Genomic DNA, 7,176 nt, shown 5'->3' with positions numbered 1-7,176 from the left:
GTATAAGAGACAGCTGAATGGGGGCGCGGGGAACTGCGCAATCTTTTAGGGGCGCGGGGAACTGCGCGGCCAGCCCCCACGGGCCCGCACCCGGCCCGAGGCTCCGGTAGGGCCTACACCGGGACGCGGGTCCGCTGGGGTTCCGCTTCGGCCAAGCGCGTCGCGCGCGTCCGTGTGCCGAACGCGGCCAGCGTGACCGCGCCGACCAGCCACGTCCCGGCGATGAAGTAGAAGACGCTCTGATACCCGTGCCCGGTGTACAGCGCGGCGACGATCAGCGGGCCCGCCGCGTTCGACAGCCGCCCCAGCCCGTAGGACACGCTCGTGCCCAGCGACCGGGCCCGCGTGTCGAACAGCTCGGGCGAGTACGCGTACGCCAGCGCCGTGTATCCCCGCTCGAAGAGGTTCACGAGGAAGCCGAACACGATGATGAGCACGGGGTTGAAGGTGAGCCCGTACAGCAGCCCGCAGATCGCGATCACCGTGCCGAAGGCGACCAGGCACCACTTGCGTTCGAACCGGTCGGTGACCAGGGACGCCAGATAGCAGCCGAGCGGCGCTCCGACCGTGGTCAGTGCCACGTAGAAGACGGATTTCTCGACGCTGAAGCCCTCCTTGGCCAGCAGCGTCGGCGCCCAGCTCGAATAGCCGAAGAAGCCGATGGTCTGCGTCATCCACAGGACGGAGAGCAGCAGGGTCGGGAGCAGGTACTTCTTCTGGAGGAGGAGCCGCAGCGGCGCCTTCGTCGACGGTGTCTCCGCGACCGGCGGCGCGGGCTCGGGCAGCGGCCCCTTCTCCGCCGTCACGGCCGTCTCGATCTCGGTCAGGACCGCGTCGGCCGCCGCGTGCTCGCCCCGGCTCTCCAGCCAGCGCGGTGACTCCTTGAGGCGGCCGGAGAAGAGGACGAGCAGGACACCGAGCGAGCCCCACAGGTAGACCAGCCGCCACGACCAGTCGTTGAGCGGGACGACGGCGCTGGCGATGAGGTTGGTGACGGGCGTGCCGCAGATGCCGATGGCGATGGCGTACGCCTGGTACTTGCCGCGGATCGCCGACGGGTACATCTCGTTGACGTAGACGACCCCGACGACGGTCATCGCCGACAGGCCGGCCGAGGTCAGGACGCGGAACACGCCGAGCGAGACCAGGTCCCAGGAGAACACCGCCGCGAACGACGAGACGCCGAAGAACAGTGTGGTCCAGATCAGGGCCCGTTTGCGGCCCCACCGGTCGGCTATGGACCCGGCGACGATCGCCCCGACGAACATGCCGACGAACGAGAGCGAGGTGACGTAGGCGACCTGGTCGACCGTCAGGCCCCACAGTTTGATCAGTTTCGGCGCGGTGGTGGCGAAGCTGTTGATGTCCGCGAACTCGAAGAAGTACGCGAAGGCGACGGCGAGCAGGGTGACCTTGTGGAACCGGGAGACCGGCAGCCTGTCCAGCCGGTTCAGCGCGTTGGAGTGCTGCATGTCAGTAGTCCTCGCCGGGCCAGTACAGGCCCATCGGGTTGGTGACCAGGAGCTTGTGCCGCTGCTCGGCCGTGACCGCCACGTGCGGGACGTGGTCGACGAGCAGGCCGTCGTCGGGCATGTGGTCCGTGAGGTTGGGGTGCGGCCAGTCCGTGCCCCACAGCACCCGGTCGGGGAACTCCGCCACGACCCGGCGGGCGAAGGGGACGACGTCGGTGTAGGCGTGCCGTTCACCGTGCGGATCGCCGTGCGGTTCGCCGTGCAGGGCGGGCGGGCCCGTGACGGTCAGGCGTTCCGGGCAGCTCACCTTCACCCACACGTCGTTGTCCTCGACGAACCGCAGGAAGCGGGTGAACTGCGGGCCGTCCACCGGCCGTGTCACGTCCGGCCGGCCCATGTGGTCCACCACCAGCGGCACGGGCAGTGACCCGAAGAAGCCCTCGAGCTCGGGCAGGTCGACGCTCTCGAAGTACAGGACGACGTGCCAGCCGAGCGGGGCGACCTTCTTGGCGATGGTGAGCAGGTCGTCGGCGGGCGAGGTGTTCACCAGCCTCCGTACGAAGTTGAAGCGCACCCCGCGCACACCCGCCGCGTCCAGCGCGAGGAGTTCGCCGTCGGTGATGTCGGGGCGGACGGTCGCGATGCCTCGGGCCCTGCCGCCCGCCGAGCGGACGGCGTCGACCATGGCGCTGTTGTCCGCGCCGTGACAGGTGGCCTGCACGATGACGTTGCGGGCCACCCCCAGGTGGTCGCGGAGCGCGAACAGGTCGTCCTTGCCGCCGTCGCAGGGCGTGTACTTGCGCTCCGGCGCGAAGGGGAACTCCGCCTGCGGGCCGAAGACATGGCAGTGCGTGTCGACGGTCCCCGGCGGCAGCCGGAAGGCGGGGGTGGACGGACCCGCGTACCAGTCCAGCCAGCCGGGCGTCTTGGGGGAGAGGGAAGTCATCGGCCGCCTCACCTGCCCTGTCGCTTCAGCAGGGCGTCCAGCCGCGGGTACACCGCGCGGGCGTTGTGCTCCTGGACCGCCGCCAGGTCGTCCGGGGAGAGGCCGGCGGCCTCGGCGTACCGGCGGGTGTCGTCGAAGTGGTGGCCGGTGCACGGGTCGATGTCGCGGACCGCGCCGATCATCTCCGAGGCGAAGAGGAGGTTGCGGGCCGGGATCACGTCGTACAGGAGGTCCGAGCCGGGCTGGTGGTAGACGCAGGTGTCGAAGTAGACGTTGCCCAGGACGTGTTCTTCCAGCGGGGGTCTGCCGAGTGCCATCGCCAGGCCCCGGAAGCGGCCCCAGTGGTAGGGGACGGCCCCGCCGCCGTGCGGGACGACGAGGCGCAGGGTCGGGAAGTCGGCGAACAGGTCGCCCTGGACGAGCTGCATGAACGCCGTGGTGTCGGCGTTCAGATAGTGCGCGCCGGTGGTGTGGAAGGCCGGGTTGACGCTCGTACTGACATGGATCATCGCCGGGATGTCGTACTCGGCCAGCTTCTCGTAGAGCGGGTACCACGAGCGGTCGGTGAGCGGCGGGGAGGTCCAGTGGCCGCCCGACGGGTCGGGGTTCAGGTTCACCGCGACGGCGCCGTACTCCTCCACGCAGCGGGTGAGTTCGGGGACGCAGGTGGCGGGGTCGGCGCCCGGCGACTGCGGGAGCATCGCGGCCGGCACGAAGCGCTCCGGGTACAACCGCGAGACCCGGAAGCAGAGTTCGTTGCAGAGCGCGGCCCAGGCGGCGGATGTCTCGAAGTCCCCGACGTGGTGGGCCATGAACGACGCGCGCGGCGAGAAGACCGTGACGTCGATGCCCCGCTCGTCCATCAGCCGCAGCTGGTTCGCCTCGATGCTCTCGCGCAGCTCGTCGTCACCGATGCGCAGGTCCGCGGGGTCGGGGGCGGCCGACGGTCCGGTGAGGGCGGCGATCTGCCGATCGCGCCAGGCCCCGAGGGCGGGAGGGGCGGTCGTGTAGTGACCGTGACAGTCGATGATCATGACGGCGTCCTTCGCAAGCCGAGCTGCACTGCTGGGTGCCGTGCAGCCTCACCCCGGCCCGCGCCGCCGCACGAGAGGACCGGACACAGAACTAACGTCCCCTTAACACTCCGGCGGACGCGGGGCCGGTGTGGTCTACATTCGGTTGCGTGGCTACGGGGAGTGGCCGCGTTTCCCGCAGAGCTCGGAGCGGACGAAGGAGGTGGACCGGGTGCAGGTACTGCTGGCCGAGGACGACGACGGCGTGGCCGCCGCGCTCGTCGAGGCCCTGTACGACCACGGCCATGAGACCCGCCGGGTCCGCTACGGCCGGGACGTGCTCACCTACCACCGAAGCTCCGACCTGCTCCTTCTCGACCTGGGACTGCCCGACACCGACGGCCTGGACGTGCTGCGCGCGCTGCGGGCGGTGAGCGACCTGCCGGTCGTGGTGCTCACCGCGCGCGGCGACGAACGCTCGGTGGTGCGCGGGCTGCGCCTCGGCGCCGACGACTACCTCGTCAAGCCGGTACGCCTCGCCGAACTCCTCGCCCGCATCGACACCGTCACCCGGCGTAACAGCGTCCGGAACGCGCTGGCCGCCCCCGCCGTACGGACCGTCCGCGCCGCCGACGTCGAGGTGGAGCTGGACGCGCGCCGGGTCCGGGTCGGCGGGGCGGAGGTCGAGCTGACCACCAAGGAGTTCGACATCCTCGCCGTGCTGGCCGGGCGCGCGGGCACGGCGGTCAGCCGCGAGCAGCTGCTCGACGAGGTGTGGGGCGACGCCCACCACGGGGTGTCCCGCTCCCTGGACGTCCATCTCACCCAGCTGCGCGCCAAGCTGCGCCGCCCCGACCTGCTCACGACGATCCGGGGCTTCGGCTACCGCTTCGGCACCTCGACGAGGGCCGACGAGGACTGAGGGGCCGACGCGTGCGCACGAGGGTCCAGGCCGCGCTGCTGCTGTTCGTCGTGATCGCGGTGGCCGCGTTCGCCGTACCGCTGCTGCTGTTCACCGCGTCCGACCGCACCCAGCAGCTCGTCCTCGCCCGCAGCGCCGACCTCGACCGGTTCGCGGCCCTCATGGACCAGGCCGCGGCGACCGGCGACACCTCGGCCGTCGCCGCCGAGGCCCGGCGCTACACCGCGCTGTACGGCGAACCGCTCGTCGTCACCGACACACGCCGCAGGACCGTCGTCCAGACCGGCGGTATGCGGGCCGCCGACCCCGCGGTCGCCCGGCTGCTCGACGCGGCGCTGCGCAACCAGACCGAGCATCCCTCGGCGGCACTGCGCCCCTGGTCACGGGGGCACCGGATGTTCGCCGAGCCCGCCGGAACCGGGACCCGGGTCTCCGGGGCCGTCGTGCTGCGGGCCTCGGTGGGCACCGCCGCGGACGAGATCACCCGGCGCTGGGCCGCCGTCCTCGCCGGGGCCGCACTGGTCGCCGTCGCCTGCGCGGTGCTCGCGCGGGCCGCGACGGGATGGGTGGTCAGCCCGCTGCGCCGGCTCGACCGGGCGGTGGGCCAGCTCGCCGCCGGACTCCCGCCCGAGCAGACCCGGGCCGGCGGCCCGCCCGAACTGCGCCAGCTCGCGATCGGCTTCAACCGTATGGCGCGTACCGTCACGGCGGCCCTGGAACAGCAGCGCAGGCTCGTCGCCGACACGTCCCACCAGATGCGCAACCCGATGGCGGCGCTGCGGTTGCGCGTCGACGCCCTGCACACGCACCTGGCCCCGTCGGGGGAGCGCACGTACACCGGGGTCACCACCGAACTCGACCGCCTGGAGACCCTTCTCGACGATCTGCTCGCCCTCGCCACCGCGGAACACCGGGCCGGGGAACTGACCGTGACCGACGGTTCGGGCGGCCACTGCGACGCGGCGGCGGTGGCGGCGGACCGCCACCGCCTGTGGAAGCCGGTCGCCGAACGCGCCGGAGCCCGGCTGTCCCTGGCCCCCACCTCGGCCGCGCACCCGGTCCCGGTCCCGGCCGCCTGCACGGACCGCGAACTCGCCCAGATCGCGGACATCCTCCTGGACAACGCCATCAAGTACGCGGGCGAGGGCGCCGAGATCTCCCTCGCCTGCACCACCGAGCCCGGGTTCGCGGTTCTCACGGTGACGGACGACGGCCCCGGCCTCGGCACGGACGAACTCGCCCTGGCCACCACCCGGTTCTGGCGCTCGGGCCGCCAGCGCGAGAACCGCACGGCGGGTACGGGCCTGGGCCTGGCCATCGCCGAACAACTGCTGGCGGGCCGGGGCGGCCGACTGGACCTGACGGCGGCGCGACCGCGCGGGCTGCGGGCGAGGGCGCTGGTGCCGCGCGCGGCGCCGGGTGGAGCGGGCGGCACGAGCGGCGCGGGCGGCAGCGGTGATGCCCGATGACCCGCCCCCGTCCGGCATCCCGCCCCCTCGACCGCCGCACCCTCCTGCATGCGGCCCTCGGCACGGCCGCCGTCGCCGTTCTCGGCGGTGCGCTCACCGCCGACGCCTCCGGGCAGCGCCCCGGACCGAGCGGTGTGCTGCGCATCGCGACCGGTGAACCGACCGCGTTCTACGAGGCGTTCGGCCGCCTCCTCACCGCGGAACTGGAGTCGGCGTACCCCCGGCTGAACTGCCGCGTCCGCACCACCGCGGGCAGCCTCACCAACATCGAGCTGCTGCGCGACCGCCGCGCCGACCTCGGACTCGTCCTCACCGACACGGCGCTGGCCGCCCAGGGCACGGACCTCTTCCCGCGGCCGGTGCCGTTGCGCGCGATCGGCCGGGTGTACGAGACCTACCTGCAGTTCGTCGTCCGCGCCGACTCCCCCGTGCGCGAGGTGGCCGACCTGGCCGGACACCCCGTCTCGCTCGGCGCGACCGGGTCGGGCGCGGCCGTGCTCGGCGCCCGGATCCTGCACGCGGCCGGCCTCACCCCGACCGCCGACGTGCCCGTGCTCCATCTCCCGCTGGCCGACGCGGCCGAGGCGATGCGGGCGGGCTCGGTCGACGCCCTGATCGTCGCGGGCGGGGTGCCCCTGCCCGCACTGTCCGACCTCGACGAACGGCCCGGTCTGCGGTTCCTGCCGCTGGCCGGGCTGCTGCCCCGGCTGGGCGGGCGTGAGGGCCGGGCCGGTTCCGGTCTGGAGGAGGTGTCCCTGCCGCAGGGCGCGTACCGGTCGGCGGGCGGAGTGGCGACCATCGGGGTGTCCAACCTGCTGGTGTGCCGCCCCGATCTGCCGCACGCCGTCGCCGAGGCACTGACCCGCCTGCTGGTCCTGCGGGCGACGGCCCTCGTCCCCGACAACGCCGTCGGCACCCAGTTCCTCGACGTCGGCAGCCTGATCGGCACGGGCGGAATCGCCCTGCACCCGGGGGCGGCGGAGGCGTACCGGACCCTGCACGGCTGAGCCGCGACCCCGACACCCCGGGCCCTGCGGGCGCGTCGGCGGGTGCCGGGCATGAACCAGGTCACCTGCAAGGTGTCCCGCAGGGCGACCACGCTGACGCTCGGCAACAACGGCAAGCTGTACTCGTCAGGCAAGAACGCCTCCAAGCACTGCAGGACGGCGAAGATCGGCTCCACGACCCACGGCGCCTGGAAGTACATCACCTTCACCAACTAGGACCTGTCCGGTCGATCACGGCGAAGACGCGGGGTGTGGTGCGCACATCTGCGGCGTTGTCGTCGGTTGCCGACGCTCCGCGTCGACGCCCTCCTCCGCCTTGCAGCTGCACGCACCACACCCCGCTCACC

At 72.5% G+C, this 7,176-nt stretch carries 7 protein-coding genes; 4 read left to right on the top strand and 3 right to left on the bottom strand.

The window, feature by feature from the left end:
* Positions 1–113 precede the first annotated feature (113 nt).
* Genes ACFVH5_RS43305 through ACFVH5_RS43295 form a run of 3 tightly spaced genes read right to left on the bottom strand, consistent with a single transcriptional unit; the run spans position 114 to position 3,452 of the window.
* Positions 114–1,472 carry an MFS transporter gene (locus ACFVH5_RS43305; RefSeq protein ID WP_385839187.1) on the bottom strand — a complete coding sequence of 453 codons (1,359 nt, stop codon included), beginning with the start codon at positions 1,470–1,472 and terminating at the stop codon, positions 114–116.
* 1 nt (position 1,473) lies between these two features.
* Positions 1,474–2,418, bottom strand: a complete 945-nt coding sequence (locus ACFVH5_RS43300) for an amidohydrolase family protein (protein ID WP_385839186.1) — start codon at positions 2,416–2,418, stop codon at positions 1,474–1,476.
* Between the two features lie 8 nt (positions 2,419–2,426).
* A complete protein-coding gene (locus tag ACFVH5_RS43295; RefSeq protein ID WP_385839185.1) occupies positions 2,427–3,452 on the bottom strand; it encodes an amidohydrolase family protein in 1,026 nt (341 codons plus the stop codon).
* Between the two features lie 211 nt (positions 3,453–3,663).
* On the opposite strand from ACFVH5_RS43295, the gene ACFVH5_RS43290 reads away from it, so the two are divergent.
* Genes ACFVH5_RS43290 through ACFVH5_RS43275 form a run of 4 tightly spaced genes read left to right on the top strand, consistent with a single transcriptional unit; the run spans position 3,664 to position 7,045 of the window.
* Positions 3,664–4,353: a response regulator transcription factor gene (locus ACFVH5_RS43290; protein WP_385839184.1), complete on the top strand. Its 690-nt coding sequence runs from the start codon at positions 3,664–3,666 to the stop codon at positions 4,351–4,353.
* Positions 4,354–4,364: 11 nt separating this feature from the next.
* Positions 4,365–5,822 (top strand): sensor histidine kinase, encoded by a 1,458-nt coding sequence (locus tag ACFVH5_RS43285; protein ID WP_385839183.1) that lies wholly within the window; start codon positions 4,365–4,367, stop codon positions 5,820–5,822.
* Complete coding sequence (locus tag ACFVH5_RS43280; protein ID WP_385839182.1) at positions 5,819–6,829, top strand: TAXI family TRAP transporter solute-binding subunit; 1,011 nt, start codon at positions 5,819–5,821, stop codon at positions 6,827–6,829. Before ACFVH5_RS43285 ends, ACFVH5_RS43280 begins: the two co-directional genes overlap by 4 nt.
* Positions 6,830–6,880: 51 nt before the next feature.
* Positions 6,881–7,045, top strand: coding sequence for a hypothetical protein (locus ACFVH5_RS43275; protein WP_385839181.1), 165 nt, complete (start codon positions 6,881–6,883; stop codon positions 7,043–7,045).
* Positions 7,046–7,176: the final 131 nt, after the last annotated feature.

The sequence above is a fragment of the Streptomyces sp. NPDC127119 genome, from assembly GCF_042677425.1.
Taxonomy (GTDB): Bacteria; Actinomycetota; Actinomycetes; order Streptomycetales; family Streptomycetaceae; genus Streptomyces.
This window is presented reverse-complemented; position numbering and strand designations above follow the sequence as displayed.